Raw genomic sequence first — 25,845 nt, 5'->3', positions numbered from 1 at the left:
CTCCTATTTGATGAATCCCTCGTACTGCCGCATCAGCAGCTGAGCTTCAATCTGTTTCATCGTGTCCAAGGCGACTCCTACGACGATAAGCAAGGCTGTGCCACCGAAATAAATGCTGCTTACCTTTGTAATGGACGACATAAAGGTCGGCAGAAGAGCAATCGCCGCCAGGAATATGGCCCCAACAAGCGTAATCCTCGAAAGCACCCTCTCCAGATAGTCTGCCGTCGGCTTACCCGGCCTGATACCGGGAACGAACCCACCATACTTCTTCATGTTACTGGCCACTTCATTCACATTGAAAGTGACGGCCGTATAGAAGTAGGTAAACAACACCACCAGGATGGCGTAGATTGTCATATAGAGTACATGATCCTGCTGCCAAGTCCTCAAAAACTCAAGCTTCGGCACGAACTGAGCTATGGTCATAGGGAATGCAAGAACCGACGACGCAAAGATCACCGGCATCACGCCTGCCTGGTTCACTCGGAGTGGCAGATGCGTGCTTTGCCCGCCATACATCCTACGTCCTACAACTCTCTTGGCATACTGCACCGGTATTCTCCTCTGCCCTTCCTGGATCCAAATGACCCCTATGACAGAAGCCACTGCCAACAGCAAGAACAAGACTACATTCAATGGGTTTATTCCCCCCTGCCCTATGGTCAGGGCTGTCACATGGATATTGGCCGGATATCTTGCCACAATACCTGTAAAGATTATAAGGGAGATTCCATTGCCTATGCCATGCTCAGTAATTTTCTCACCAAGCCACATAAGGAAACAAGTTCCCGCGGTTAGAGTAGTGACAATAAGGACAATGGCAAGCACCCCAGGAACCTCCACGGCGCCTTTGATGGCCATGGTGATCCCTAGAGCCTGGATGATTCCAAGCACCAACGTGCCATACCTGGTATACTGCGCGATCTTCTTCCTGCCCTCGATGCCTTCCTTTGCCAGCTGCTCAAGAGCCGGCACAACTACGGTCAACAACTGGATTATGATGGACGAAGTGATATAGGGGTTCACGCCCATTGCAAAGACCGTGAAATTCTTGAGCGCTCCCCCTGCGAACATATCAAGAAGGCTAAAAAGTCCGCCCTCTCCAAATTGGTCTACAAGCTTGGCTGCATTTACCCCAGGAACAGGTATATAGCACCCGATCCTAAATACTGCCAGGAGAAGCGCTGTATACACCAGTTTACGCCTGAGGTCCCCCACCCTGAATGCATTTATCAAGGATTGTAGCACCTATATCACCTCAACTTTCCCACCAGCTGCCTCTATCTTGGCAATCGCAGACTTTGAGAATCCATTGGCTCTTACTGTAAGAGCTTTGTTGACTTCCCCATTACCCAGGATCCTGATCCCGTCTTTGATTTGCTTTATGACGCCCTCCTGAACCAGGAGCTCGGGGGTTACCTGGGTTCCATCCTCAAAACGGTTCAACTTGGATACATTTACCTCGACAAATTCCTTCTTGAACGGATTATTAAAGCCCCTCGTAGGAAGTCGACGCTGCAGCGGCGTCTGTCCTCCCTCGAAACCAGGGCCCTTACCCCCGCCGGATCGAGCCAGCTGGCCTTTATGCCCTCTGCCAGCTGTCTTGCCGAGCCCCGACCCTATGCCACGCCCCCTTCTCTTAGGATCGTGTTTTGCCCCGGCTGGGGGTCTGAGCTCATGAAGTTTCATGATCAGTTTTCCCCCTCTTTTCCTCTTTTCACTCCGCAAGTTCATCTACGGTAACCAAATGCCTCACCTTGGCGATCATCCCTCGGATGGCCTGGTTGTCATCCAATATATTGACTCCATTCAGTTTACGCAACCCTAGAGCCCTGACGGTATCCCTCTGATCCCTGGGGAAACCTATGGGGCTCTTGATCAATGTGACCTTGAGTCTCTTGGTCTTGCCAGTTTCCATCGTTTCCACCTTCCTGACAGCATTGTTGCCCTTTCATTCCTTCACAACACGCGACGGCTCAAGCCAGCAGTTCCTCCACAGATTTGGAACGAAGTCTGGCTACCTCTTCAGCCGTCCTCAAGGAACGAAGGCCTTGGACCGCCGCGCTGACCACATTGATCGGGTTAGAAGACCCAAGAGATTTTGTCAAAATATCCTTGATCCCCGCGCATTCCAGCAACGCCCTGACGGGTCCTCCTGCGATGACTCCGGTGCCTTCCATAGCGGGCTTGAGCAAGACCGTCCCCGCACCGAAATGCCCCACTACTTCATGGGGAATTGTAGTGCCAGCGATGGGAACCTCAAACAGGTTTTTCTTGGCCTTCTCTGTACCTTTTCTGATGGCCTCTGAAACCTCAGCCGCCTTGCCAAGACCGACGCCTACATGGCCATTCCCATCGCCTACAACCACCAAGGCACGAAAGTTCCTAGTCCTTCCTCCCTTAGTGGTCTTGGCCACTGGATCGATAGCGACGACCTTCTCTTTAAGGTCCAATCCCTCTGGGTCGATCCGTTTCCTTTGCATCATCTTCCCTCCTCGCCTTTCATAATGTGAAGGTCTAAAACTCCAAGCCGGCCTCCCTTGCGCCATCGGCGAGGGCCTTGACCCTACCATGATAGAGATTTCCGCCTCTATCAAATACGACTTGCCTGATCCCCTTGGCGAGCGCCCTGCTGGCTATGAGTTTGCCCACCAGCTTGGCGGCCTCTGTATTGCCTCCATATGGAATTTGCTGCCTAACCTCAGGCTCAACAGATGAACATGAAACTAAGGTATGGCCCGCCTCATCATCGATAACCTGCGCATAGATATGGGAGAGACTCCTGAAAACGCTCAGACGTGGGCGTTCTGCCGTACCTTTGATGTCCCTCCTGATCCTCGCATGTCTCCTGAGCCTGGCAGCACGTCTATCAGTACCTTTGATCATATGCGACTGCCCCCTTTTTCACGGCTGAACGGAAATCTTACTTCTTCCCGCCAGCGGCCTTGCCAGCCTTTCCTGCCTTCTGGCGGATATGCTCTCCTGCATACCTAATCCCTTTACCCTTATAAGGTTCGGGCTTTCTTATCGCCCGTATCTCGGCGGCAGTCTGGCCAACCAGTTGCTTATCGATGCCTTTCACCACAATCTTCGTGGGAGCAGGCACCTCGATGTCTATACCGGGTCTCGGAGTCACCTCAACAGGCTGAGAATATCCAACGGTGAGCACAAGCTTATTCCCTTGCTTGGCAGCCCTGTAACCGACTCCGGAGATTTCAAGCCCCTTTTCGTAACCCTGTATTACACCCTTGATCATATTTGCGATGAGGGTTCTCGAGAGCCCATGAAGAGACCTTGCCTCTTTATCCTCTGCCTCACGCGTCACAATGATCTTTGAATCTTGCAAAGAGACCTTCACCCTATTGCTGAGCTTTTGCGTGAGTGTCCCTTTGGGCCCCTTGACCGTCACCGAATCCCCATCGACCTTGACCTCGATACCTTGGGGTATCTCGATCGGCATTCTCCCTATTCTGGACATACCATCACCTCCCGATCATGCCGCATACCATCATATATTACCACACATAACAAATGACTTCCCCGCCGAGACCATTCTTGCGCGCCTCTTTATCGCTCATGATCCCTTTTGGAGTGGAGATGATGGCCACTCCCAGGCCACCGAGCACTTTGGGCACCTCATTCTTCCTAGTGTATATGCGGCGGCCGGGCTTACTTATCCTCTTTAGCCCCGCAATTACTCGCGTTTTATTAGGCCCGTATCTCAGATAGAGCTTGAGGGTCCCCTTCTTGCCGTCCTTTGACTTTACAATCTCGAAATCCCGAATAAAACCCTCTTCCCTGAGTATCCTCGCTAGTTCGCGCTTAACCTTAGATGCGGGCACTTCTACAACATCGCCGGCGGCAATGTTTACATTCCTTATCCGTGTAAGCATATCAGCAATAGGATCGGTAGATTGCATCCATACCTACCTCCTTTCTGACTCCTTTGACTCAATAATCGCCTCTTACCAGCTGGCTTTCGTCACACCCGGGATCTCTCCCCGGTGAGCAAGCTCACGGAAGCAGATACGGCACAGGTCGAATTTGCGCATATAAGCCCTTGGCCTACCGCAGATACGGCACCTGTGATATTCCCTCACGCGATATTTCTGCGGCCGTCTCTGTTTTGCAATAAGAGATTTCTTAGCCAAACAGCTCCCTCCTTACTACGCCCTGAATGGCAGTCCCATGGCTTTCAGTAGCTCATAGGCCTCTTCATCCGTCTTGGCAGTGCTTACAATGGTTATATCCATGCCACGGATTTTATCGACCTTATCATAAGAAATTTCTGGGAATATCAATTGTTCTTTGATCCCGAGTGTATAATTGCCTCTTCCATCGAAACTATCTCGCGGCACCCCGCGGAAATCTCTAATGCGAGGTAGCGCCGCATTGAAAAGCTTATCCAGGAAATAATACATCCGGTCGCCCCTTAATGTGACCTTGCACCCGATGGGCATGCCAGCCCTGATCCTGAAGGCGGCAATTGATTTCTTCGCACGAGTGATCAAGGGCTTCTGCCCGGAAATCGCCGTGAGGTCGTTTACAGCCGCATCAAGCATCTTGGGGTCACCTACGGCGTCACTTACTCCCATGTTGATGACCACCTTCTCGATCTTGGGCACCTGCATGGGGCTCTTATACCCAAACTTTTGGGCAAGAAGAGGGGCTACTTCCTTCAGATATTTCTCCTTCAAGCGCGACGGCATATTCTCACCCCCTACCCAGAAACAGCATCACTTTACTTACTATCGATATCCTGGCCACATCGGCGGCAAATCCGTACATATGAACCATCGGCCAGCCTCTCTCTCCCTATCCTGGCCGGCTTACTGCACCTGGGACATACCAGCATAAGCGCTGATATGGGAAGGGGCCCAGGCCTCTCCACAATGCCTCCTTGGGGAGCGGTTCGAGTCGGCCTCGTATGCCGTTTCAGGATATTGACCCCTTCTACAGTAGCCCGCCCTTCTCGCGGGAAGACCTTGAGCACTTTTCCGCGGCGATCTTTATGCTCCCCGGAGATCACTACCACTGTATCTCCCTTTTTGATCTTGGGCCTTAAAAGCGCCACTTTCCTCACCTCATCACTACAGCACTTCAGGAGCGAGGGATAGGATCTTGGTAAAATCCCTATCTCTAAGTTCCCTTGCCACTGGTCCGAAGATTCTCGTGCCCCTCGGATTATTCTGATCATTTATGATCACTGCTGCATTTTCGTCAAACTTTATATAGGAGCCATCGGGCCTTGGGATCTGTTTGGTGGTCCTGACGACCACGGCTCTCACCACTTCTCCCTTTTTCACCATACCACCTGGCACAGCGTCCTTGACTGTTGCCATGATTACATCCCCAACAGTCGCATAACGTCGGTTAGAGCCACCCATGACCCTGATGCACATGATCTTCCTGCCACCGGTATTATCCGCTACGTTCAACATGGTTTGTGGTTGAATCATTTGAATCACCCCCTATTCCCAGCCTGCCCAGGGCATCGAAATGCCCGTAGCATGGAAGATCAAAGGCTACTTAGCTTTCTCGAGAATCTCCACGACTCGCCATCTTTTCTCTTTGCTAAGCGGGCGAGTCTCCATTACCCTCACTTTATCCCCGATATTGCATTCATTTCCCTCATCATGTGCCTTGACCTTAGTAGTCCTGGTCAGGATCTTGCCATATCGGCGGTGACGCACGCGTCGTTCAACGGCGACAACCACCGTCTTATCCATGGCATTGGAGACTACCACGCCGACACGTTCCTTCCTCGTGCCTCGATCGGCTTCAGCCAATTCCACCAGCCTCCCTTCACGCACCTGTTATCCCAAGTTGTCGCTCGCGCAGCACAGTCTTGACCCTCGCGATGGTCTTTCGGACGTCGCGCACTCTCATAGGGTTGTCAAGCTGGCCGGTAGCAATCTGAAACCGGAGGTTGAAAAGTTCTTCCTTGAGGTCCCTAAGCCGGCTTTCCAATTCTTCATTCGTCAGGTCTCGGATCTCTCTAACCTTCATGGACCTCACCCACCATTTCCTCACGCTTCACAAACCTGCTCTTAATGGGCAACTTGAAACCCGCGAGTCTCATGGCCTCCCTTGCCACGTCTTCGGGCACTCCAGCTATCTCGAAGAGTATGCGCCCGGGCTTGACAACGGCTACCCAATATTCAGGGTTTCCCTTGCCACTTCCCATTCGGGTTTCGGCGGGTTTGGCGGTCACTGGTTTGTCGGGAAAGATCTTTATCCAGACTTTCCCGCCACGTTTGATATACCGGGTCATGGCAATTCGAGCAGCCTCGATCTGGCGGTCAGTAATCCAGCCCGGCTCCATGGCCTTCAACCCATATTCGCCCAGATATAGCTCCGATCCTCTTGTCGCCTCGCCCTTCATTCTACCGCGTTGCACTTTGCGATGTTTTACTCGCTTCGGTTGAAGCATGCCTACTCGCCTCCCCCGGCAGCTGCCGTATTCTCAACAGGACGTTTGGGCTTCTCAGGCAGTACTTCACCCTTATAGATCCATACCTTTACGCCTATCCGCCCGTAGGTCGTATGAGCCTCGGCAAAACCATAATCCACATCGGCACGAAGAGTATGAAGAGGCACCTTGCCCTCATTATAGCCCTCAGTCCTTGCGATTTCCGCACCTGCCAGGCGACCGCTGCATTTGACGCGGAAGCCTAGGGCCCCAAGCTTTGCCGCTCTGCTCATTGCCTGTTTCATCGCCCTTCGGAATGATACACGTTTCTCTATCTGCTGGGCGATATTCTCTGCGACCAGCTGCGCATCGAGTTCCGGATACTTGATTTCGGAAATATATAGGCCAACCTGCTTGCCGGTAAGAATCTCAAGGTCCTTCCTCAGGCTTTCAACCTCCTGGCCACCTCTTCCGATGACCATTCCGGGCCTTGCGGTGTGAACTGTGACCTTGACACGGTTTGCTGCCCTTTCAATCTCTATTTTGGAGACCCCGGCAGCATAAAGCCTATTTTTTAGGTATCGCCGAATATTGTAATCTTCATGCAAGAGCTCGGAAAAACCTTTACGCGCAAACCATTTGCTGGGCCAGTCTTTGATTATTCCCAATCTGAGCCCAAACGGGTGCACTTTATGACCCACTCATCACCCCTCCTTCTCTCTGACGATCACAGTAATGTGACTGCTTCTTTTTCTGATAGGCGCAGGCATCCCTCTCATTCGCGCCCGCCATCTCTTCATGGTCGGGCCTTGATTCACATAAGCCTCGGCGACGTAGAGATCCCTGCGGTTCAATTCTAAATTGTGCTCAGCATTCGCCACGGCCGATTTCAGCACCTTTTCAACGACGGATGCGGAAATCTCCGGCAAGTGTCTCAGCAGGACCAGCGCCTCTGTAGCGTCTTTGCCCCGTATAAGGTCTACCACCCGCCTTACCTTGCGTGGCGAAATCCGTACATACTTGGCATGGGCCTTTGCTTCCACCCTTTATCCCCCCTGATAGTAACGTACCCATCGCCGAGGAATTATTTCAAGGCCGTGGATCTCTCGGTATGAGCTCCGTGACCTCTAAACGTCCTGGTGGGCGCAAACTCTCCGAGTTTATGTCCAACCATGTCCTCAGTAATATACACCGGTACATGTCTTCGTCCGTCATGTACAGCTATCGTATGCCCGACCATTTCAGGAAAAATCGTCGAATCCCTCGACCATGTCTTGATTACGGTCTTCTCGCCCGTCTCGTTCATCTTGTTGATCTTGGCAAGAAGCTTTGGATCAACATATGGTCCCTTCTTAAGTGACCTCGACATCCATCCTCCCCCTTTCACAAGGGTCTCAAGGTTATAATCAAACGAGGCTTCCTACTGGTTGCGTCTTCTCACAATGAACTTATCTGAGGCCTTAGGCTTACGAGTCTTATATCCAAGGGTCGGCCATCCCCATGGGGAGACCGGGCTCTTGCGACCAACAGGCGCCTTCCCTTCGCCGCCGCCATGTGGATGATCAACAGGGTTCATGACCACACCACGGACTTCGGGCCTGCGCCCCAACCATCTTTTTCTTCCAGCCTTGCCTAGAGTCACGTTCTCATGCTCCACATTCCCCACTTGGCCTATGGTTGCCTTGCAATTTAGACTTATGAGTCTCACCTCAGTGGAAGGCAACCTCACATGGGCATATTCGCCCTCCTTGGCCAGCAACTGGGCACCCATTCCTGCCGCCCGCACAAGCTGGCCTCCCTTGCCAGGGACCAGCTCGATATTGTGGATCATGGTGCCTGTAGGGATCTGGGCAAGAGGCAGAGCATTTCCGGGCTTGATATCAGCGCCCGGTCCTGACATGACCGTGTCTCCAACATTCAGCCCCAAGGGCGCCAGAATATATCTCTTCTCACCATCTACATAGTTTAAGAGCGCTATTCGCGCGGAACGATTGGGATCATATTCTATGGACGCCACCTTGGCCGGTATGCCATCCTTATCGCGCTTGAAATCAATAATCCTGTACATCCTCTTATGCCCGCCGCCTCTTTGCCGAACGGTGATCCGGCCATAGGCATTTCGCCCGCCCTTCTTGCGCAGTGGGGCGAGAAGCGATTCTTCCGGCTCTACTTTAGTAATCTCCTCAAAGTCAGATACAGTCATCTGCCTCCGTCCCGGAGTAACAGGCCTGTAGTTCTTTATCCCCAATCTCAAGTCCCTCCTTTCTTCTGACAACCGTCATCCGGATATGGGACCCGGATGACACGGAGACTCCGACTTGCTCATGTCTATTCAGCCCTTCGATTAAACCCTATACCCCTTCAAATAGAGGGATACTCTGTCCTTCCTCAAGGGTCACAACGGCCTTCTTCCAATCAGGGGTAGTCCCAACGAAACGCCCCATGCGCTTTTTCTTCCCCTTGACGGCTACAGTGTTTACATCCTTGACCTTTACCTTGAATATCTCTTCTACGGCCTTTTTTATCTCGAGCTTATGGGCCCTTTTGTCAACCACAAATGAATACTTCCTGTCTTCCAGCTGGCCGGTGCTCTTCTCTGTAACGAGAGGACGAATGATTACATCCCTAGGCTCCATTGTTTCCAAGCACCTCCTCCAGGCCGTTGACGGCGTCGCGAGTCATCAGTATCTTGTCGCTCGCCAAAATATCGCGCACGTTCAGCCGTCGCACCTCAAGAGTCTTCACGCCCGGTATGTTGCCACTGGAAAGCTGAACCAACCTATCGGGTTTGTCTGTCACTATGAGGACATTGCCCTGCGCGTTCAAATTCGCAAGAATGTTCGACATCTCTCGCGTCTTGGGCTCACTCAGCCTTAGGTCATCAACGATGATCAATTCGCCGGACTTAAATTTCGACGAAATCGCGGACTTCAGGGCAAGCCTCCTCACCTTCTTGGGCAGCTCATATCCGTAGTCGCGCGGCATAGGACCGAAAAGCGTCGCGCCACCAGGCCAGAGCGGCGACCGGCGGCTCCCGTGCCTGGCCCGGCCTGTTCCCTTCTGTCGCCAGGGTTTGATTCCTCCCCCGCTGACTTCGCCAATGGTCTTCGTCTTGGCCGTTCCAAGCCTTTCGCTGGCCTGCTGCATCACGACTGCCTCATGAAGCACCGCAGTATTCACAGGCGCGTCAAAAATGGCCTCATTCAGCTCCACCTGGCCGACCTGCTCACCTTTGACGTTGTAAACCACACCTTTAGCCATAATCGCCATTCCTCACCCCTTCTTAACGCTCTCCCTTATGGTCAGGAGGCTTCCTCGGGTGCCAGGAACTGACCCTTTCACGAGGATGAGGTTCTTCTCAGGATCTACCTTGACGATGCGAAGTTTCTGGATCGTCACCCTCTCAGCGCCCATCCTGCCCGGCATTCGCCGTCCCTTGAATACACGCTGAGGGTCTGTAGCTCCGAGTGAACCGACACGTCGGTGATACATAGATCCATGTGACATGGGACCCCTATTGAAGTTCCACCTCTTGACCACCCCGGTGAATCCTTTCCCTATCGTGGTCCCGGTCACATCGACCATCTCACCCTCCTGGAAAATGTCAGCCTTGATAGTCTGGCCCACATTATACTGGTCTGGGTTATCGACCCGTATTTCCTTAAGGTACCTTACAGGCTGCTCTATGCCCGCCTTCTTCAGATGTCCCCTGACAGGCTTCGTGATAGCGGCCTGTGACCTGGTTCCAAATCCCAGTTGTATGGCATCATAGCCGTCCCTATCTCTAGTTTTCTTCTGCACTATCTGACAGGGGCCGGCTTCAATCGCCGTCACCGGAGTAATGACACCATTCTCATCGAATATGCGGGTCATGCCCACCTTTTTGCCCAAAATTCCCTTGGCCAACAGCTTCACACCCCCCTATTCCAGCATCCCACGGACGGTCTAGAGTTTAATCTCGATATCTACACCGGCCGGGAGATCGAGGCGCATAAGATCCTCGACAGTTTTTTGAGTTGGTTCGAGGATGTCAATCAGCCTCTTATGTGTCCTCATCTCGAACTGCTCCCTTGAGTCCTTGTCGATATGCGGTGACCTGAGCACCGTATATACGCTTCTCTCGGTTGGGAGCGGGATAGGGCCGGACACAAAGGCGCCACTGCGTTTTGCAGTCTCGACGATCTTTTCCGCCGACTGATCCAAAAGTCTGTGATCAAATGCCTTCAGCCGTATCCTGATCTTGTGACCTGCCATACCATTCCCCTCTTTTCGTCCGATTGCTCTTTGCGGACATGCTCCGCGAGAATTCCCCGGGAAATCACTCACCCGGCAACCTCTCGCTTCATCGCGTTATCCATATCAACGCCCATCAACCCAAATGCGTGTCAGAGAGTTGCGCGAAAATCTACTCGATTATGGAGGTGACGACTCCCTTGCCTATGGTCCTGCCACCTTCCCTTATTGCAAACCTAAGACCCTCTTCCATCGCTATCGGCGTTATCAGGTCTATCTCCATCTTTATGTTGTCCCCGGGCATTACCATCTCCACACCCTCCGGCAACTTCGTGCTCCCTGTCACATCCGTCGTCCTAAAGTAGAACTGCGGCCTATACCCATTGAAAAATGGCGTGTGCCGCCCTCCCTCTTCCTTCGACAGGATATACACCTCTGCCGTGAACTTCGTGTGCGGAGTTATCGACCCCGGCTTCGCCAATACCTGGCCCCTCTCTACCTCGTCCTTCTCTATCCCTCTCAGCAATACCCCTATGTTGTCCCCTGCTACTCCAGCGTCCAGCGTCTTCCTGAACATCTCTACCCCTGTCACTACTGTCTTCCTTATCTCCGGACTCAACCCTACTATTACTACCTCGTCCCCTACCTTCACCATCCCGCGCTCTACTCTACCTGTGGCTACAGTCCCTCTACCCGTTATGCTGAATACATCCTCCACCGGCATCAAGAACGGCTTGTCCGTATCCCTCTTCGGCGTCGGAACATAATTGTCTACCGCATCCATCAGCTCCAATATGCTCCCACACCACTTGCACTCTCTCTTCCCACATCCACACTCAAGCGCCTTTAACGCCGATCCCCTCACAAACGGTATCTCATCCCCGGGAAATTCATTCTTGTTCAGTATGTCCCGAACTTCCATCTCAACAAGGTCTATTAACTCCTCTTCCCCTTCCATCCTGTCTACCTTGTTCAAAAATACCACTATATACGGCACTCCTACCTGCCTAGCCAGCAACACGTGCTCCCTCGTCTGCGGCATCGGCCCGTCTTCCGCTGACACCACCAGTATCGCTCCGTCCATCTGCGCCGCGCCCGTGATCATGTTCTTCACATAGTCCGCATGCCCAGGACAGTCTACGTGCGCATAGTGCCTCTTCTCCGTCTCATACTCTACATGTGAAGTCGCTATCGTGATACCCCGCTCCCTCTCTTCCGGAGCATTGTCAATCGTATCGAATGTCCGGTAGTTCGCCATACCATGCTTCGACAACACTAGCGTGATAGCTGATGTAAGAGTTGTCTTGCCATGGTCGATATGACCTATCGTCCCTACGTTTACGTGCGGCTTAGTCCTCTCATATTTCTGCTTTGCCATCTCTCTGTTTACCTCCCAATAGATAAGCAAGTCCAATATCTATGAATTAAAAAGTCTTATGCCCAAGAGTAGAATGCCCAGCGCTCACTAGATCATATCCGGATATCGCAGAGGTATTCAATAAAAAACCGGAGATCACTCCGGCCGATTTTGGAGCCCACGACCGGAATTGAACCGGTGACCCCATCCTTACCATGGATGTGCTCTGCCTGCTGAGCTACGTGGGCTCGAAATTGGAGCGGGAAACGGGATTCGAACCCGCGACATTCAGCTTGGAAGGCTGACGCTCTAGCCAACTGAGCTATTCCCGCAACCTTATGATGCGGCCCGATGTAAGGCCGTCATGGTTAATTTGAGTATTTTGGCACCCGGAATCGCTGGAATCCGGCGCTATACAGCATGTTGAATTTGTATGGTGGAGAGGAGTGGATTCGAACCACTGAAGGCGTGCGCCAGCAGATTTACAGTCTGCCCCCTTTGGCCAGCTCGGGTACCTCTCCACTGCATCTGGAGCCGACGATGGGACTCGAACCCGCAACCTGCTGATTACAAATCAGCTGCTCTGCCAATTGAGCTACGTCGGCATCTGCGCGTCATCATATATACAGCACTACTATATTGCCTGAAACTAACGTCTTTGTCAATGGATATCTTATCCTATTTGCGCTCCAAAATCCTGATTAACGGGCATATAAGACTGAAATATTCAGGCATCGCGCTTTTCTATGTACCGTTCCAGCTTTCGCTTGACGCGCTGCAGCGCGTTATCAATCGACTTAACGTGCCTGTGAAGATCACAGGCTATCTCTTGATAGGACTTGCCATCAAGATATGACATCAAAACCTGCCATTCGAGATCAGAGAGAAACTCGCCCATCTTCGCCTCTATATCCACGAATTCCTCCCTGCTTATCACTACTTCCTCGGGATCTGTGACGCGTGTCCCGGAGAGGACATCCAGCAAGGTACGATCGGATTCCTCATCATAGATAGGTTTGTTCAAGGACACATACGAATTGAGTGGGATGTGCTTCTGGCGAGTCGCGGTCTTGATGGCGGTTATGATCTGCCTGGTGATACATAACTCAGCAAATGCCCTGAATGAAGCGAGCTTGTCACTTCGAAAATCACGAATCGCTTTGAAGAGTCCGATCATTCCCTCCTGAACTATATCTTCGCGGTCGGCTCCAATGAGAAAGTAGGAACGCGCCTTAGCACGGACGAAATTCTTGTATTTGTTAATAAGGTATTCTTCGGCCGAACGATCACCTTTTCTCGCATTCTCAACGACCTCTTCATCCACCATTGACTGGTAGCCATCAAAGGCCAATTCTCCGGCGTTCGCGCCCAACCCTATCGCCTCCAGTGCCATTGCTGAAAAGCGCCCGACCAGCCCAAAACTACCAGACGGGTTCCTCATATGTTATTGTCAAAATTATCTTGTAAGACTTCTATAAATGGGATAAGCGAAGACAGGAATATAGAGGGATAGCTTGTCTTCTAGACTACCCCGATTTCTCCCCCATGCGAGCTACTAATGTAATTATATACGACCAGAAAAGGACAAGTCAAGGGACTCGTCAGACATTCAAACGCATCCATCTAGGATTGCCCAAGCCCTGCCATCTTTCAACGTCAGCGCTTGACAGATAGCGGTCCGCTCCCAACCCGTACAATAGAGGCAATTGGGGAGTAAGTATCGAAGGATATGTCCTCTCTACGGATTTCCTTTCCGTCTTTCAGCATCACCCTGATCGTCTTCACCTTATACCCTGGTTGCCCGTCCTGTTCATGAATCTCCTTGCCTTCGGGCAGAGTGGGATCGAGCCTTTCAACCACAGATGGCTCGATGCGTTCAATCTCCTCGGTCTTGACCTGGACCTCATACCCTAGATTGCGACGGCCATAGATGCTGGCAATCACCTGATTGCCGGTAACCTTTGCCTGTATCATCACCGGCCAGGGCAGAGGATTCCTGAACTTGAGGTCGAGAGAACCATAATGGACTGTCGCGTCTCGGCCAAGAGGTACATAGTTCAGCGGCAATGAATGACAATGCCGCTCGGTTATGTGTTGGCCAGCGAGCAGGGCGGCATTATACAAAGTGGAGGACATCTGGCATACTCCTCCGCCGAAGCCAGGCACGAATTCCCGCGACACGATCTCAAAGGCCTCACGAAAACCATATTCTGGCCCACGGGGACCGACCGCTTCATTAAAGGAAAACTCTTCGCCTGGTCCTACGATGATGCCATTCAGCCTTGATGCCGTAAGCCTTATATTGTAGGAACGGTCCCTATTAGAAGGGTCAAAGAATGACCTGTATGAGCTGATCATGATCCGTGCCCCCGCCGACCGCAACTCCTCCAGTGTGGTCGCGGGCCGGATGATCTCCACGGGAAGTGAGATATCCTCCCTGGGGAACCTTCCTAATGCATCGAGTATCATATTGCGGAACTCATCCACTTTGAGGCGCCTACCAGGCCTCTCCGCGATTTCGGCGCCAGTTTCATCCTCGAACGAGGCGTTGCGGGGTTCGATGTTTATATCATTAGCTATTCTTAACAGCATCTCTCCTAATTTCTGGGGGTCGACTGAAACCCGGACCGGCAAATCGATACCGGAACCATGGGCGCCGACTATCATGGCGACCCGGTCTCTTAGCGGGCCCTGTCTACCTGCATGAAGCAAATCTTCAACGGTGGCCCCAGCATCGATGGAAACCCCCAATTCCTCCGGGTGAATGGCACGTCGATATCCACCATAAACCAGGGTTATCGGCTCATGCGCAAGATATTTCTTTAATTCGGCGACTATCCCGGTTAAAGATCCAGCATCGCATCCGCCTACCTTGAAACCGGCCAGCGAAACTCCCGCCATGACATGATCTCCGAGGAAATAGTAGGCGCCGATTCCCAATGAAGCCCCGAGGAAAATCGCGGTGACCGACGCGACAAGGAGAAAATGGTCCCTTCGCCTCATACAGCCCACCCCAAATCTATGCCATGCTATGATGATGCCATCCTCTGACGCATCACTTCGTAAATCAGTATGGCATAAGCTACTGAAGCGTTGAGGGACGTGACTCTCCCCGGTTGCATCGGTATCCTGACGGCAAGGTCGCACTCTTTTAGCAGAGCCGGACCGACTCCGGCATCCTCTCCCCCAACCACCACAGCCAGCGGACCGGAAAGGTCCACATTCCAGAGTGTCTCATCAGCCTCCGCATGCGAGGCAACCACCCATAATCCATTATCCTTAAGCCATCTTACCGCATTTATGATATTTGGAACCCGAGCTACATGCACATATTCTATAGCTCCTGCTGACGCACGAGCTACGGCCGGAGTGAGGCCGACCTGGCGTCTTTCCCGGATTATGACTCCATGGACACCGGCGGCGCTGGAGGTCCTCAGAATGGCGCCTAGATTTTGGGGGTCGAGAATTCCATTCAATACGGCCACTAAAGGAGCCTCACCCCGAGACCTGGCAAGAGCCAGGATCTCCTCCGGGTCTTTGTATGCTATAGGCGAACCAAAAGCAATAACACCCTGATGCAACCCATCACCGGTCGTGACGTCAAGTCTCCTCCTATCAACCTCCACCACGGGGATCCTCCGATCCTTGGCAAGAACCAGGATTTTTTGCTTGATAGATCCACCAGTTCCCTTGGCTATCAAAATCCTGTTTATAGGGCGACCAGCTTTTATCGCCTCAATTACCGCATTTCGCCCGATGATCAATTGCAGTTCGTCATGGTCTGGGGAATCCGCCAAGACACCGGCACCTCCCTGTCCCCTCAAGTATTCTTGGCCATATTGAGCTGGGTGATTCGCCCGCAGGAGAATTTCCCCTCGGTGCAGATCCCATGGGTCTCACAAGAAGGCCCCACTTTGGCAAACAACCTTGGGGCGACGCGCCTGACTTCGATTAGCATGAGCTGTGCCATCTCCCGGATTTCCCATTGGGCGCGCTGGCACAGCCTCTTCTCGAAGAAGTTGTAAAGACTCCGGCAATTCATCGTCATGACGAATTTGGTCTCACATGCATTCGGAAGAATAAATCGGGCATCTTCTCTAGGGACCATGCCCTGCAGCTTTTGGTAAGCATCTTGAATGACTGCAATGGCCTCTGTATAAATCCCCAATGCTTCATGGTTGTCTCTTATCGAAGGAGGAATAACGTAATCGAACTCCTTCTCATCAACCCATCTCTGAGACTGCTGCGAATATGATGCTATGCGGTGGCGCACGCACTGATGAGAAAGGCTCCGGCTCACTCCTTCTATCGCAAAGGTAAATGAGGCATGTTCAGTCGGGGATAGATGTCCAGAAGATAGAAGGGTCTCAATTAGTTCCCCCACTCTTTCGTCAGTCAGATCTTCAAACAGCTTGGCTGCTCCGATCTTTGAATAACAAAGCCGCGCAGCCGCGGCGACAACTCGTTCTGGATCAGGGGTGTAAGAGATCAGCTTGACACTCATTCCAGCCATAATTTAATTCCTCTCCCATTCTGCTAATCCCGTTCCGTAAGCTCTTCCAGGCTCCAATCCACCAACTGCATCAGACGTTCATGCCGACCGGTAAGATACAAATAGCCAATCAGAGCCTCGAATCCAGTGCTCTTCCGATAGGCAGTGACACCAGCGGATTTGGGATGCCGGCGGCCTTTGGCATTTCTTCCCCGATGTAGTATCCACAGTTCCTCGTCTGTAAGGCAGGGCTCCAGACGTAGAAATGCCTTCGCCTGCGCATCCGCCTTGACCAGTCTTGATACCGTCTTGTGAAGATCCTCAACACTATGGTCCTTCCGCTGGGCAACCGCCCAGGTGCGGGCGCAAAGTTCATATACTGCATCACCAAGATAAGCCAGGACCAGAGGAGAGATCTCCGGAAAGATATCCAGATCATGTGGGTCAGGGGTAGGCACGATCTCCTGAGCGCCATGAACACCCCGAGCTCCCTGAACATGGCTTGCAGTCCTTGAAGGATCGGGGCTATGATGATGTGCCCGACCTATGACCTCCATCAGGAAGCAAACAGCCTTCTCAAGGACCTTCAAATTCTCTCCTTCTTCCACCTGGTGCCTTGCGGGGTGTCCTCCAGGATTATGCCCAGTCTGCCAAGCCCATCGCGAATCTCATCGGCAACCTGCCAATCCTTACGCCGCCTCGCGCTGTCCCGGACCTCCACAATGAATTCAATCAACCGCTCAAAGAGGTCATGATCTGTCCCTGCCGTTTGAATACCCCGCGGGTAAATCCCCAATAGATCTCCGAGCTCTAAAAGGGTCTCCCTGGCGGCTTTCAAGCCTGCAACTTCCTCCGCCGATGTGGGCATGGGCTTTCGTCTCAGGAAGGTATTTGCCGCACGAGCCAGAGAGTGCAGCGCCCCAAGGGCGCCGGCCGTGTTGAAATCATCATCCATAGCCTCGATGAAATCCCTGCGCGCCTTTTCTATCTGTTGAATCAGTTCTTGCGCTAGAATCGATGAACCCTCCGGACCTTCTCCCGTCTTTGAATCACTGTCGGGGATGACTTCGGCGGGTGTACCTTGGCCAGCGGGTGAACTGCTGCTGGCAAAAGATTTCAGGGCATGGTCAATGGCATCCAGTGCATTTAGGAGACGGTCCAGGGCGCTCCTTGCGGATTCTAATTCAGCGACGCCGAAATTGGCCGGGCTACGGTAATGGGTAGATACAAGGAAATATCTGACCTCTTCAGGTCTGAAATCTCTCAAGACATCACGGACGGTGAAAAGGTTGCCAAGAGATTTCGACATCTTTTCCCGATCGACATTGAGCATCTCATGATGGACCCAATATCTTACGAAAGGCTCCTTACCCGTGTACGCCTCGGCTTGTGCGATCTCGTTCTCATGGTGAGGGAAGATGAGGTCTGTCCCTCCCCCATGCATGTCGAATCCGCTCCCAAGATATTTCAACGCCAGGGTCGAGCATTCTATATGCCACCCCGGCCTCCCGGGGCCCCAGGGGCTATTCCACGCAGGCTCCCCTGGCTTGGCCTTTTTCCACAATGCAAAATCCGCTGGATCTTTCTTTTTTTCATCAACTTCCACCCTTGCGCCCGCCAACATCTCATCTCGAGTCCGCCCCGAGAGCTTACCGTACCCCGGAAATGAAGCAACATCGAAGTAAACGCCATTTTCTGTCTCATAGGCATGACCGTTTCTAACCAAGCCATCGATCACGGCTATGATGTCATCGATATGATCCGTGACCCTCGGATAAACGTCTGGAGGTTCTACCCCCAATGCCTCCATCGTTTCCAGAAATTCCTGATCAAACTGCCTTGCGAGCTCCGAAGGAGATATTCCCTTAGCTGCCGCCCTGGCAATGATCTTATCCTCTATGTCTGTGACGTTTTGGACACAGAATGTCTGAAACCCCCTATATCTAAGGTATTTCCTTATGATATCCCACAAGACATATTGCCGGGCATGTCCCATATGAGTGTAATCATAAGGGGTAACGCCACATTGATAGATATCGACCCTTCCTGGCTGTCTCGGAATGAAATCTTCTTTTCTTTTCGTAAGCGTATTGTATATCCTTATACCCATCGCTTTCCCCCCCGACTATTTCTCCAGGCGTCTTACTTTGGCGCCGAGACTAGACAGCTTTTCTTCGATGCGGTCATAACCGCGGTCTATATGCTCCATGCCATGGACCTCTGTAATCCCTTCCGCCATTAGCCCTGCGATTATCAGGGCAGCACCGCCCCTTATGTCCCTAGGAGATTCAAGAGGAGCGCCGGTTAGCTTATCCACTCCTCTCACTATTATGGTATCCCGGTCCACCTGTAAATTGGCCCCCATCCTCCTGAGTTCGTCAGCATACCCAAAACGGCTTTCGAACCGGGTCTCTGTAATGGCTGCGATCCCATTACATCTTGTCATCAAGGCGGTGAACTGGGGTTGTAAATCTGTAGGAAATCCTGGATAAGGTTGGGTTTCGATATTTACGGCTACGGGGTGCTCGGGGCCAATAACACGCAGGCCCTCAGGCACTTCGATGATCTCAACGCCAGCCTCTCTTAGTTTGATGATGACGGTGGTTAGATGCTCGGCCACGGCATCCTCTACTACGATATCCCCACCTGTCGCGGCAGCGGCTATCATGAAGGTGCCGGCCTCAAGCCTGTCAGGGATGATCTCATGCCGGGTCGCTCCAAGACGTTCCACTCCATCGATCCGTATCGTGCCCGTTCCGGCTCCCCTGATCTTGGCCCCCATACTGTTCAAGAGCACGCTGAGGTCTACAATCTCGGGATCACGGGCGGCATTCTCCAAGATAGTGGTTCCCTCGGCGCATACCGCGGCCAGCATCATATTCACCGTCGTGCCATGGCTCGCCTTTCCCACATAGAAATCCGCACCCCTCAACCTGCCCGCTCTCAGCTTTACATAGCCATGCTCTATAGATACATCCGCGCCCAATGCCCTAAAGCCATTGAGATGAAAGTCGATTCCCCGTGCTCCAATCATGTCACCTCCGGGAAACGGGACAGAAGCCCTGCCGAGTCTGCTCAGCAGTAAGCCGGCGGTGTAAAATGACGCCCTGAGCTTTCTTACCAGCTCATAAGAAGGGGTGTCATTCCCTATATTAGTCCCATCAATAGCCAGGACTCCTGGCGCAGGCCACTCAATCTCAGCCCCAAGCTCCTTTAGGATATCACACAATATATGAGTGTCTGTATAATTCGGGACATTTTCAAGGATGGTCTTCCCATATCCCAAGGCGGCTCCGGCAATTATCCCTAGAGCGCTATTCTTTCCTCCAGTAAGTTTGATAGTCCCATTAAGCCTGTATCCACCTTCTATCAGGAGTGTACCCACGCCCGGCCCCCCTTACAGCCAAAGACAAGATCTAAGAGCCCGATTCTGTATTTGAATATCTCATGCCTTCCATTCTTCTCTTGCTCATCAAAAAATAAGCGTCAAATATGTTACCGAGCCATAGGCCGAGTATAGGCAGGCCCAGAGCGATATACCGATATAAGAGGGATCTTAGATGGCCCATATGCGCTGTCACAGGGCCAAAGGCCACTATGGACGCATTCAGGACATTGGCCCGAAACAAAAGCCACCAGGCAATGCCCGGAATGATGCAGCCGAAAGCAAGGTATATACCTCGCCGGGGATGCCCCGTGTAGACCTGGCCGAGACCCGGGATCAAACAGGAGAGCGTTGCAGCCAATAAAGACCGCCGGAAAACCTTCACAGAGATCCTCTCTCCAACAGACCGCATGGAGATCCCTCCATTTCGTACAGATGATCCAGCATCCCCGTCAAATGATACTATATCCAACCGCAAGCTGTTCAGGACCATCAGCAAGGGCGTGACCGAACCTCCCGAAAATAGATACAGACACGCGACCGTCGCCGCGGACAACCGCCAATTTAAACCCACCTCCGAGGCCGGGATTTATCATGGCAAGCTGGGCATATGCATCTCGCACGGCGTTTGATATAGCTATCTTTTCTCGAGAGCTCTCGCCTATGACCCCCCTTGCCACTGCGGCAGCGATCATGCTCTCACGCAGTTTCAATGCAAGTTTATCGGGTCCCGCTCCCACCTGAGTGGCTGCGGCGCGGTAACCATATCCCTCCACCTTATCCAGCCAATATTGTTCATATTCCCGGCTGCGAGTCATAGACAGGTAAATGGCTGCACTTTCTACAGACAATCGCATAGGCACCTCATCAGCCATGAGCGCCCGCATTATATCACGCGGCGTGACGATCCCCGCGAGCTTGTCATCATGGCTCAGAACCACAATGGCTGGCTTGGCTCTCTCAACCATAATATTGGATGCTTCACGAACATCGAATTCTTCATGAACTCTTAGAAAATCACGATCCATGACATCACTGACATGAGTCCGGCCATCTATGTCCCTTAGAAGGTCTAAATGTGATACGACCCCCCTGACATCACCATTCTCTGCAACTACCAGAATATGAGTGCCGCTATTTAGAATAAGCTTTCTTGCCTCTTCCAGGTTGGCTTCTGGCTCTATTACAACGGGATTGCCTGACATGACCTGTCTTACATACACAGCCCGCTCCCCCTTTATGCGCTTTCCAATACACATACAGCATATGCCTCTATCCCGCGAAGATCCCCTATAGCTCCCAATTTTTCAGCCGTCTTGGCTTTGATGCCCACCTGGTCCTGGCTCACCTGCAAAACCTCGGCTATCTTTTTTTTCATGTCACCTATGTACGGCGCGATCCGAGGCTCCTCAGCTATGATGACCATATCAACGTTGAGGACCCTGTACCCCGAAGATCTTATTCGAGCCCAGACATTTGAGAGCAGTTCCAGACTTGATATCCCTTCGTATTTGGGATCAGTATCCGGAAATAGCTGACCGAGATCTGGCATGGCCGCAGCGCCAAGAAGAGAATCGGCGAGAGCGTGCAGAAGGACATCAGCATCAGAATGCCCCATAAGCCCCTTATGATATGGGATCTTTATGCCTCCGAGCCACAGTTCCCGACCTTCCTCCAGCCTGTGAACATCAAATCCTATCCCGGCCCTTATCAATTTCTCTCCCTCCAAAAAGCCTCAAAAAGCATCACGTCCGAACTGGTGGTGATCTTTATATTATCATATGAGCCAGGAACCATCTTCACCTTAAACCCATAACGCTCGACGAGACTCGCGTCATCCGTTCCCAGAAAACCTTCCTCCTCTGCAAGTTTATGAGAGGTGATCAATATAGATTTATCGAAAGCCTGGGGCGTTTGGACGGACCATAGGAGATCTCGCTCTAGAGTGCGTGAAACCAAGCCGTCTGCCCCGACTTCTTTGATAGTATCCTTGACCCGGACTCCACATACTGCGGCCCCGAACTCGCGGGCGCACCCGACAACCTCATGGATGGTTTCCCCTCTTACGAGAGGCCTGGCGCCATCGTGAACCACCACTATCTCGGTTTCATCACGAAGACAAAGCAAACCGTTAAAAACGGATTTCTGTCTGGTGCTGCCGCCGGAGACAATGGATGAGACCTTATCATGCGGGATTTGAGGGAGAAGATCGAGAGAAACCCACTCTCTACTATCTTCACGGACCACCAAGATGATCTCATCCACATCTGGAGAATCCTCGAATGCAGATATAGCGTACGCAAGAAGAGGCCGTCCTGCCAGGCACAGCCTCATCTTGTCAATCCCTTGCCCCATCCTACTGCTGGCGCCTGCGGCTACAATAATACAGGCAGTGTCTCCCATACCTCCAGGACCCCTCGATAGGCATTACATGCCGCGTTCAGATACTGCCCGGGGCCTCGCAAATATCATCCTGCCGGCGGCGGTCTGGAGGACACTCGTAACAAGGACATCAACATCCTCGCCTATGTACCGCCTGCCTCCATCAATGACTATCATGGTACCATCATCCAAATATCCAACGCCCTGCCCAAGTTCCTTACCATCTTTTATCACCTTCACCGTCAACTCTTCCCCGGGCAACACCACGGGTTTGAGGGCATTGGCGAGTTCGTTGATATTGAGGACCTTGACCCCGCGCAACTCACAGACTTTATTAAGATTATAGTCGTTTGTCACGATTTTGCCGCCGACGGCGCGCGCCAATTTGATCAGCCTGGAATCCACATCCTGCGATTCATCGACGCTGGTCTCGTAGATCTGGACATTGATCCCCGGCTCCTTCTGCATTTTATTCAGTATGTCTAGACCACGTCTGCCACGATTCCTCTTGAGTACATCGGATGAATCGGCGATCTTCTGAAGTTCCTCCAGAACAAAACTTGGTATGACCAATGTACCTTCAAGAAAGCCGCTCTTGCATATGTCAGCGATCCTGCCATCGATGATCACACTGGTGTCAAGGATCTTCCATGAATTCCTTGACCCGGGTTTCACCCCGTGTTCCTTCGCCAGGCTCGGGGTTTTCTCCACCACGGCTGCATGCCTTTCTTGAGGTCTCGCGCCTATAGAGAAAAGACCGAGCAGCTCATCCTTCTTCCTCACAGCCACCATTGTCCCGGTATACCCCAGGACAACCGTCACAAGGACTGGAAGGTATCTACCTATAATGGGCAGTTGCGTCAGCGGGAGAGATAAAAGCACCGCTATCAAAAGACCGATTATTGCGCCAAAGACTCCGACGATCATATCGTGGGTAGGAGTTCTGCGAAGAAAGATCTCCAATAATTGAGACGCGCGGCGGACAGCCCTGATGAAAAATGGAACTATTATGAGACCGGTAATTGCCCCCGCGCCTGCCGCAACCGAGGAAGAAACGGCACCGGCGCCTGAAAAACCTTGAGTTACGGGCACATGAGTTATCACGCTATGAATCCAGAGGCCTATTCCTGCACCGGCAGCCAAAAAAAATGCCCGGATTAACTTGTTAACCAGGGACACGGATATTACCACCTCCCACGAGAAGCCTGATCATATTTTAGTATCTTCATGATACACCAGTCTTATCCATTGATTCAAGGAAATATACCTCGAAACCTGTCGGATATATGCTCAGTGGTGAGGTGATCCGCAAAAACGGGCCCAACCGGACTCAACCAAGGATAGCGTCAATGGTGCGGGTGACTTCCTCTTCGTCCTTGCCGGTAGCAAGGACGATCTCGCTGGTCAAAATATGTCTTGCACTTTCCAACATCCTGCGTTCCCCGGTGGAAAGACCTTTCTCCTTATTCCTTTTGGAAAGATTCCTGACGACCTCCGCTACAGCGTACACATCTCCACTTTTTATCTTCTCCAGGTTGGCTCGATATCGCTTATTCCAATTCTGAGACATGGCAGTCTTTTCTCCACGAAGGACATCAAACACCCGCTTAACCTCCTGGCTGGAGATTACGCCCCTTAAGCCTACATTCTCGGCAGTCTTGGTAGGGACCATCACCTTCATCTCACCTAAAGGTATTCGCATTATGAAGTATTTTTGGCGCTCACCGAGTACCTCTCTCTCTTCTATTGCCTCGATGACCCCTGCTCCATGCATGGGATATACAACTTTATCGCCTACATTGAACAACACAGACGCCTCCTGATTACCCTACCAAAATCCCCATTTTTAATTTTAACATCCGCAGGTAACAGTGTCAAGGAATAGCCACTATCAGCCATATATGGGTGATTACAGGAAATTCAGATAGAACATCAAGGCCCATTTGCCCCACGGCAGATGCCAAGGTGCAAATATGAAGCCAAAAGAGCGCCAGATTCGTTGACAAAAGCCCGAAGTCAAAACTATAATTGAGATGGCCCGCAAAACATTGCCTTCCAGATAAGCTGGTATCCCGCCAAATAGGTGGGGTGGTCAAGAAAGTCTTCTTCATCATAGATGCCGGACGAGAGGTGGGAATTGCATGAGGGACCTTGACCAGCATGATTTTCAAGAAACTGTCTCAGCCTGTCTGATACGCCATAGAAGTATACTAGATTGTCTTTCGAAGCTTCAAGAATCAAGCGCAAGAGTAAATAGGGCGGTGACCAAGTCGGTGACATGCTGCGGGTGCCTGCAGATAAACGCCAAACGCCAGTGTGTCCCAGAGAATACGCCTCTTGCGGAGGCAGCAAAATATATGTCCACGCACATCATAGGGTCTCTCTGCCCTGAATGCCGCGAAGTCGTTGAAACAGAGCTCGGGGGATTGCTTTTCTATCTTGTAGCGGTATGCACGATTCTCGGCCTTGACGTTGGGGATATATTGGAAAAAGAGCAGAAATACCTATCTACATTGGGGGTGTACAACCTGCTTTAAGGTCTTCTCTCTATCATGGCGCTCTCCCTGAGACGCTTGAGACCTTCCTTGATGGTCCTTGCGCGGGATTCGCCTACCCCTTCGACCTTATCTAGCTCTTCAACTGATGAGTTGAGAATGGCAGGTAGATTCCCGAAGGTTTCCACGATATTGTCTACCACAAATGAAGGGATCTTGGGGATCTTGGACAGGATCCGGTAGCCTCTAGGACATACAGGTTGCTCCAACAGGTTCATATGAGTCGAAAACCCTAATGCCCTGGCAATAAGGACCTGGTCCACCAATTCATCAAATGATAGCCTTTTTAGCTGCTTCTTTACCGAGTCGATCGTCCTATTGTCGGAAGGGAGCATATAATCACGCACAAGATTTGTGCCCTCATTTTCCACGTCAAAGACGAGTTCCTGCAGCTGCATCTCTATGAGGCGTCCCTCCACGCCAAGCTCGGCCACATAATGCTCGATCTCCGCCTCAACCCGCCTTAGCATTTCCCTTCTCTGGACGGCCCAAATGGGGTCACCCAAGGTGACTGCGTTTTCGAACTCCAAAATGGTAAGCCTGGCAAGGGATTTGTCCAGAATGGTCCTGAATTCCTGCAGCGTCTGTATAGCTTGATTGGCCTTTGCAAGTGTCAGCCCCACATCTCTGAGAACATATTTGATGGCGTTTCTGTAGAGAGTCACTACATTCCGTCTCTGAGACACGGCCAACACAGTGGAATGGGTCTGCTTCGCGACTCGCTCTGCTGTTCTATGGCGACTGCCAGTTTCATCTGAAGGTATCGTAGGATCAGGAAGCAACTGAACATTGGCGAGGACGATTCTCTTGGCCTCATCATCGAGAATGATGGCCCCATCCATCTTTGCAAGTTCATATAGGCGGGCAGCAGTGAGCTCACAATCCAGGCGGAAACCCCCGCTCGTGATCTTTATGACATCCGGCCCATCTCCAATGACAATGAGGGCCCCGGTCCTGGCTCTTATGATGTTCTCAAGGCTCTCATTCAAGAGAGTCCCCGGAGCAACCATCCTCAGTGTATTCAGA

38 protein-coding genes and 4 tRNA genes are annotated in these 25,845 nt (G+C 51.9%); 1 reads left to right on the top strand and 41 read right to left on the bottom strand.

Annotation, left to right across the window (positions count from 1 at the left end; genetic code table 11):
- Positions 1-3: 3 nt before the first annotated feature.
- The 40 genes from secY to HPY52_04970 all read right to left on the bottom strand — a co-directional run bounded on the left by secY (position 4) and on the right by HPY52_04970 (position 24,071).
- Complete coding sequence (gene secY, locus HPY52_05165) at positions 4-1,251, bottom strand: preprotein translocase subunit SecY (GenBank protein ID NPV79650.1); 1,248 nt, start codon at positions 1,249-1,251, stop codon at positions 4-6.
- Positions 1,252-1,692, bottom strand: a complete 441-nt coding sequence (rplO, locus tag HPY52_05160; GenBank protein NPV79649.1) for a 50S ribosomal protein L15 — start codon at positions 1,690-1,692, stop codon at positions 1,252-1,254.
- A gap of 28 nt (positions 1,693-1,720) precedes the next feature.
- Positions 1,721-1,921: a 50S ribosomal protein L30 gene (rpmD, locus tag HPY52_05155; GenBank protein ID NPV79648.1), complete on the bottom strand. Its 201-nt coding sequence runs from the start codon at positions 1,919-1,921 to the stop codon at positions 1,721-1,723.
- A 58-nt stretch (positions 1,922-1,979) separates the two neighbouring features.
- Positions 1,980-2,486, bottom strand: coding sequence for a 30S ribosomal protein S5 (gene rpsE, locus HPY52_05150; protein NPV79647.1), 507 nt, complete (start codon positions 2,484-2,486; stop codon positions 1,980-1,982).
- A 34-nt stretch (positions 2,487-2,520) separates the two neighbouring features.
- Positions 2,521-2,889, bottom strand: a complete 369-nt coding sequence (locus HPY52_05145; protein NPV79646.1) for a 50S ribosomal protein L18 — start codon at positions 2,887-2,889, stop codon at positions 2,521-2,523.
- 37 nt (positions 2,890-2,926) lie between these two features.
- Positions 2,927-3,481, bottom strand: coding sequence for a 50S ribosomal protein L6 (gene rplF / locus HPY52_05140; protein NPV79645.1), 555 nt, complete (start codon positions 3,479-3,481; stop codon positions 2,927-2,929).
- A gap of 37 nt (positions 3,482-3,518) precedes the next feature.
- Positions 3,519-3,923 (bottom strand): 30S ribosomal protein S8, encoded by a 405-nt coding sequence (rpsH, locus tag HPY52_05135; GenBank protein NPV79644.1) that lies wholly within the window; start codon positions 3,921-3,923, stop codon positions 3,519-3,521.
- A gap of 45 nt (positions 3,924-3,968) precedes the next feature.
- Positions 3,969-4,154 carry a type Z 30S ribosomal protein S14 gene (locus HPY52_05130; GenBank protein ID NPV79643.1) on the bottom strand — a complete coding sequence of 62 codons (186 nt, stop codon included), beginning with the start codon at positions 4,152-4,154 and terminating at the stop codon, positions 3,969-3,971.
- 15 nt (positions 4,155-4,169) lie between these two features.
- Positions 4,170-4,712, bottom strand: a complete 543-nt coding sequence (gene rplE, locus HPY52_05125) for a 50S ribosomal protein L5 (protein NPV79642.1) — start codon at positions 4,710-4,712, stop codon at positions 4,170-4,172.
- 32 nt (positions 4,713-4,744) lie between these two features.
- Positions 4,745-5,200: a 50S ribosomal protein L24 gene (locus HPY52_05120; protein NPV79641.1), complete on the bottom strand. Its 456-nt coding sequence runs from the start codon at positions 5,198-5,200 to the stop codon at positions 4,745-4,747.
- Positions 5,094-5,462: a 50S ribosomal protein L14 gene (rplN, locus tag HPY52_05115; GenBank protein NPV79640.1), complete on the bottom strand. Its 369-nt coding sequence runs from the start codon at positions 5,460-5,462 to the stop codon at positions 5,094-5,096. Before rplN ends, HPY52_05120 begins: the two co-directional genes overlap by 107 nt.
- A gap of 66 nt (positions 5,463-5,528) precedes the next feature.
- Entirely contained in the window at positions 5,529-5,792 is a 264-nt protein-coding gene (gene rpsQ, locus HPY52_05110) for a 30S ribosomal protein S17 (GenBank protein NPV79639.1), read from the bottom strand.
- Between the two features lie 16 nt (positions 5,793-5,808).
- Positions 5,809-6,012 (bottom strand): 50S ribosomal protein L29, encoded by a 204-nt coding sequence (gene rpmC, locus HPY52_05105; protein NPV79638.1) that lies wholly within the window; start codon positions 6,010-6,012, stop codon positions 5,809-5,811.
- Positions 6,002-6,436, bottom strand: a complete 435-nt coding sequence (gene rplP / locus HPY52_05100) for a 50S ribosomal protein L16 (protein NPV79637.1) — start codon at positions 6,434-6,436, stop codon at positions 6,002-6,004. The genes rpmC and rplP overlap by 11 nt, the downstream gene beginning before the upstream one ends.
- Positions 6,437-6,438: 2 nt before the next feature.
- Positions 6,439-7,116, bottom strand: a complete 678-nt coding sequence (gene rpsC / locus HPY52_05095; protein ID NPV79636.1) for a 30S ribosomal protein S3 — start codon at positions 7,114-7,116, stop codon at positions 6,439-6,441.
- A 3-nt stretch (positions 7,117-7,119) separates the two neighbouring features.
- A complete protein-coding gene (rplV, locus tag HPY52_05090) occupies positions 7,120-7,458 on the bottom strand; it encodes a 50S ribosomal protein L22 (GenBank protein NPV79635.1) in 339 nt (112 codons plus the stop codon).
- Between the two features lie 41 nt (positions 7,459-7,499).
- Complete coding sequence (gene rpsS, locus HPY52_05085; GenBank protein ID NPV79634.1) at positions 7,500-7,784, bottom strand: 30S ribosomal protein S19; 285 nt, start codon at positions 7,782-7,784, stop codon at positions 7,500-7,502.
- A gap of 51 nt (positions 7,785-7,835) precedes the next feature.
- Positions 7,836-8,663, bottom strand: coding sequence for a 50S ribosomal protein L2 (rplB, locus tag HPY52_05080; GenBank protein NPV79633.1), 828 nt, complete (start codon positions 8,661-8,663; stop codon positions 7,836-7,838).
- A 103-nt stretch (positions 8,664-8,766) separates the two neighbouring features.
- Entirely contained in the window at positions 8,767-9,051 is a 285-nt protein-coding gene (gene rplW / locus HPY52_05075; protein NPV79632.1) for a 50S ribosomal protein L23, read from the bottom strand.
- A complete protein-coding gene (gene rplD / locus HPY52_05070) occupies positions 9,041-9,676 on the bottom strand; it encodes a 50S ribosomal protein L4 (protein ID NPV79631.1) in 636 nt (211 codons plus the stop codon). Before rplD ends, rplW begins: the two co-directional genes overlap by 11 nt.
- Before the next feature lie 12 nt (positions 9,677-9,688).
- A complete protein-coding gene (gene rplC, locus HPY52_05065) occupies positions 9,689-10,321 on the bottom strand; it encodes a 50S ribosomal protein L3 (GenBank protein NPV79630.1) in 633 nt (210 codons plus the stop codon).
- A 39-nt stretch (positions 10,322-10,360) separates the two neighbouring features.
- The gene (gene rpsJ, locus HPY52_05060; protein NPV79629.1) at positions 10,361-10,669 is read right to left on the bottom strand and encodes a 30S ribosomal protein S10; all 309 of its coding nucleotides are present in this window, start codon (positions 10,667-10,669) and stop codon (positions 10,361-10,363) included.
- Positions 10,670-10,820: 151 nt separating this feature from the next.
- A complete protein-coding gene (gene tuf / locus HPY52_05055; GenBank protein ID NPV79628.1) occupies positions 10,821-12,026 on the bottom strand; it encodes an elongation factor Tu in 1,206 nt (401 codons plus the stop codon).
- A 151-nt stretch (positions 12,027-12,177) separates the two neighbouring features.
- Positions 12,178-12,253: transfer RNA gene (locus HPY52_05050), tRNA-Thr, on the bottom strand.
- Between the two features lie 7 nt (positions 12,254-12,260).
- Positions 12,261-12,337 (bottom strand) — tRNA-Gly (locus HPY52_05045).
- A 102-nt stretch (positions 12,338-12,439) separates the two neighbouring features.
- Positions 12,440-12,526, bottom strand: a tRNA-Tyr gene (locus tag HPY52_05040).
- Between the two features lie 8 nt (positions 12,527-12,534).
- Positions 12,535-12,610: transfer RNA gene (locus HPY52_05035), tRNA-Thr, on the bottom strand.
- Positions 12,611-12,732: 122 nt separating this feature from the next.
- Positions 12,733-13,398, bottom strand: a complete 666-nt coding sequence (gene sigH / locus HPY52_05030; protein ID NPV79627.1) for an RNA polymerase sporulation sigma factor SigH — start codon at positions 13,396-13,398, stop codon at positions 12,733-12,735.
- 263 nt (positions 13,399-13,661) lie between these two features.
- Positions 13,662-15,008 (bottom strand): vanomycin resistance protein VanB, encoded by a 1,347-nt coding sequence (locus HPY52_05025; GenBank protein ID NPV79626.1) that lies wholly within the window; start codon positions 15,006-15,008, stop codon positions 13,662-13,664.
- 26 nt (positions 15,009-15,034) lie between these two features.
- The gene (rlmB, locus tag HPY52_05020) at positions 15,035-15,802 is read right to left on the bottom strand and encodes a 23S rRNA (guanosine(2251)-2'-O)-methyltransferase RlmB (protein NPV79625.1); all 768 of its coding nucleotides are present in this window, start codon (positions 15,800-15,802) and stop codon (positions 15,035-15,037) included.
- A gap of 23 nt (positions 15,803-15,825) precedes the next feature.
- Positions 15,826-16,509 (bottom strand): FAD-dependent thymidylate synthase, encoded by a 684-nt coding sequence (locus HPY52_05015; protein NPV79624.1) that lies wholly within the window; start codon positions 16,507-16,509, stop codon positions 15,826-15,828.
- Positions 16,510-16,541: 32 nt separating this feature from the next.
- Positions 16,542-17,054 (bottom strand): Mini-ribonuclease 3, encoded by a 513-nt coding sequence (locus tag HPY52_05010; GenBank protein ID NPV79623.1) that lies wholly within the window; start codon positions 17,052-17,054, stop codon positions 16,542-16,544.
- Positions 17,055-17,083: 29 nt separating this feature from the next.
- Positions 17,084-18,607 (bottom strand): cysteine--tRNA ligase, encoded by a 1,524-nt coding sequence (locus HPY52_05005; GenBank protein ID NPV79622.1) that lies wholly within the window; start codon positions 18,605-18,607, stop codon positions 17,084-17,086.
- Between the two features lie 15 nt (positions 18,608-18,622).
- Positions 18,623-19,882, bottom strand: a complete 1,260-nt coding sequence (gene murA, locus HPY52_05000) for a UDP-N-acetylglucosamine 1-carboxyvinyltransferase (protein NPV79621.1) — start codon at positions 19,880-19,882, stop codon at positions 18,623-18,625.
- A 31-nt stretch (positions 19,883-19,913) separates the two neighbouring features.
- Positions 19,914-20,294 carry a hypothetical protein gene (locus tag HPY52_04995; protein NPV79620.1) on the bottom strand — a complete coding sequence of 127 codons (381 nt, stop codon included), beginning with the start codon at positions 20,292-20,294 and terminating at the stop codon, positions 19,914-19,916.
- Positions 20,295-20,334: 40 nt separating this feature from the next.
- Positions 20,335-21,141 (bottom strand): CBS domain-containing protein, encoded by an 807-nt coding sequence (locus tag HPY52_04990; GenBank protein NPV79619.1) that lies wholly within the window; start codon positions 21,139-21,141, stop codon positions 20,335-20,337.
- Positions 21,120-21,596 (bottom strand): 2-C-methyl-D-erythritol 2,4-cyclodiphosphate synthase, encoded by a 477-nt coding sequence (locus tag HPY52_04985; protein NPV79618.1) that lies wholly within the window; start codon positions 21,594-21,596, stop codon positions 21,120-21,122. The genes HPY52_04990 and HPY52_04985 overlap by 22 nt, the downstream gene beginning before the upstream one ends.
- Positions 21,593-22,285, bottom strand: coding sequence for a 2-C-methyl-D-erythritol 4-phosphate cytidylyltransferase (gene ispD / locus HPY52_04980; protein NPV79617.1), 693 nt, complete (start codon positions 22,283-22,285; stop codon positions 21,593-21,595). Before ispD ends, HPY52_04985 begins: the two co-directional genes overlap by 4 nt.
- 24 nt (positions 22,286-22,309) lie before the next feature.
- Complete coding sequence (locus tag HPY52_04975) at positions 22,310-23,191, bottom strand: PIN/TRAM domain-containing protein (protein ID NPV79616.1); 882 nt, start codon at positions 23,189-23,191, stop codon at positions 22,310-22,312.
- A gap of 403 nt (positions 23,192-23,594) precedes the next feature.
- Positions 23,595-24,071 carry a CarD family transcriptional regulator gene (locus HPY52_04970; protein ID NPV79615.1) on the bottom strand — a complete coding sequence of 159 codons (477 nt, stop codon included), beginning with the start codon at positions 24,069-24,071 and terminating at the stop codon, positions 23,595-23,597.
- Positions 24,072-24,405: 334 nt separating this feature from the next.
- On the opposite strand from HPY52_04970, the gene HPY52_04965 reads away from it, so the two are divergent.
- The gene (locus HPY52_04965; GenBank protein ID NPV79614.1) at positions 24,406-24,801 is read left to right on the top strand and encodes a DUF1573 domain-containing protein; all 396 of its coding nucleotides are present in this window, start codon (positions 24,406-24,408) and stop codon (positions 24,799-24,801) included.
- Here the strand turns inward: HPY52_04965 and disA are convergent.
- Positions 24,798-25,829, bottom strand: a complete 1,032-nt coding sequence (disA, locus tag HPY52_04960) for a DNA integrity scanning protein DisA (protein ID NPV79613.1) — start codon at positions 25,827-25,829, stop codon at positions 24,798-24,800. The genes HPY52_04965 and disA overlap by 4 nt on opposite strands.
- Between the last annotated feature and the right edge of the window lie 16 nt (positions 25,830-25,845).

It is taken from the genome of Bacillota bacterium, assembly GCA_013178415.1.
GTDB lineage: Bacteria > Bacillota > SHA-98 > Ch115 > Ch115 > Ch115.
Note: the sequence above shows the minus strand (reverse complement) of the source record. Positions and strands in the feature narration are given on the sequence as shown.